Source organism: Stenotrophomonas sp. MYb238, from assembly GCF_009496535.1.
Classification (GTDB): domain Bacteria; phylum Pseudomonadota; class Gammaproteobacteria; order Xanthomonadales; family Xanthomonadaceae; genus Stenotrophomonas.
The window spans coordinates 1-1991 of the sequence record NZ_WIDL01000055.1 but is presented as its reverse complement, the minus strand read 5'-3'; the positions used below and the strand labels follow the sequence as shown (position 1 = coordinate 1991).

Annotated in this window: 1 pseudogene; it reads right to left on the bottom strand. The window is 66.8% G+C overall.

Features of this window, described 5'->3' with window-relative positions:
- Positions 1 to 1991, bottom strand: a pseudogene (locus tag CQ393_RS17960) (RHS repeat protein); the annotation flags it as partial.

Here is a 1991-nt window from a genome sequence, read left to right as displayed (position 1 = left end):
CCGGTGTAGCCCGGACGGTTGTCGTTGCTCCGGTTGAGCATCTTCCCGTACGGCTCATGCTCGGTCGTCTGCAGCGTGTTGCCCAGTTCGTCCGTCGCCGCGATCGGGCTGCCCAGCGCGTCGGTATGCCGGTAGATCGTCCCGTATACCGTTTCACCGATCGGCATCCGCCGCGACGCCACCAGGCTGCCGCCCAGATAGATGTGCTGGAAACGCAGGCCCAGCTGCTCGTCGCGCTGCCACAGCAGCTTCCCGTCCAGGCTGTACACCTCGTACAGCAGCCCGTCCGCGCCGGCCGTGCGCACCCGGCGCCCCTGCGCGTCGTAGCGGTACGTATCCGTACCCTGCGCCGTGCGCAGCCGGTTGCCGTGGTCGAACACGAACAGGTTGCCGTTCTTGTTGATCACGTTGCCGCGCACGTCGTAGCCCAGCCCGATGATGCTTGCACCGCCCGGGCCGTTGAGTACGTTGGTCAGCCGGTTGTTCGCGTCGTACCAGTACACATGGTCCCGCCCGGCTACTGTGGCCCGGGTGACGTTGTCCAGCACGTCGTAGGTATAACTGGCTCCGCCCGGATACAGCAGCGAGCTCACCGAGGTCAGCCGGTCGCGCGCGTCGTAGCCCATGCTGCGCGTCTGCCGACCCGCGGCCGTGTAGTCGGTGATCGCCGACACGTTGCCGTTGGCGTCATAGCTGTAGGCCAGGTCCAGCAGGCCGCCGCTGTCGGTGCTGCGCGCCGGCAGCTGCCGCGCGTTCTGCGACATCGTGTGCACCAGGCCATTGCCATAGGTGAACCGCTTGATCGCACCGTTCGGGTAGTACTGCACCCCGGTGGCGAAGGTGCCCGCCTGGGTCGGTTGGCCCAGCGCGTTGGGCTGGTAATGCACCGTCAGGTTCTGTGGATACACCAGGCTGGCCAGGTGGCCGTTACCGTCATAGCCATAACCGATCGACCACACCCCCTGACCGGCCGTCTGCGACTGGCTCTCCCCGGTCAGCAGCCGACGCCGGTTGTACACGTAGCTGTTGGACACATAGGTGCTGCCACCCTCGTTCCAGGTCGTGACCGTGTCCGGCAGGCCGTCGGCCGTGTAGATCCAGCTCTGGTTGCCGTTGCTGCCCGGGAACGTCAAGGTCACCAGCCGGTTGCGCGCATCGTAGCTGCGGCTCACCTTCTGGCTGCCCGCCACGCTGGCCGTATCGCAGCTGCCCGTCGCCGGCAGCGCCTGGCCGCTGGCCGACCAGGCCAGGTTGCCGGCGTTGTCGTAGGCCATCACCGTGCTGCCGGTCTCCGGCTCGATGCTCTTGCACAGCTGCTGGTAGCCGTCGTACACGTAGCGCCGCGTCACCGACACGCTGCTGGAACTGTTGCGCTGGGTGATCGCTGTCGGCTTGCCGAACGCATCGCGGGCGATGTCCGTATACACCCCGCCCGGCTGCTGCACCGCCACCGGGTAGTCCGTGGTCGGCTGGTCCCAGGCCATGTAGCGGGTGAGGGTCTGCTGCCCACGCGGGTTGGTGGTGCGGGTCATGAAGCCGGCCAGGTACTCGGTGGTCGTGGTCAGCACACCGGATTCGGAGTTCTGCGAGACCGAGGTGGGACGCCCCAGCGCGTCGTAGACGGTACGGGTGCCCGTATTCAGCGCATCGCTGCTGCCCGGATACGAGGCGAAGGTGGTCCGGCCCTCATGGTCGTAGGTGAAGCGCTGGAAGCGCTGGGTACCGCTCACGTTGGCCGTGTCGTATTCGTGGGTAAGCAGCGGCCGCCACAGCGCGTCGTAGTAGGTCAGCTTGCGCGCGTTGCCGGTGCTTACCGTCTGTCGCCAGTGGCCGGCCGGAATCCCGTACTCGGCCGCGTTCACCGGCTGGAATACCTGCGTGGTGGTATTCCACACCGTACTGTCGCCGCTCGGGTAGGCGATGCTGGCCAGACGCCCCATCGCGTCGTAGCTGTAGCTGGTCGCGTAGCCGTTCTCGTCGGTGACCTGGGT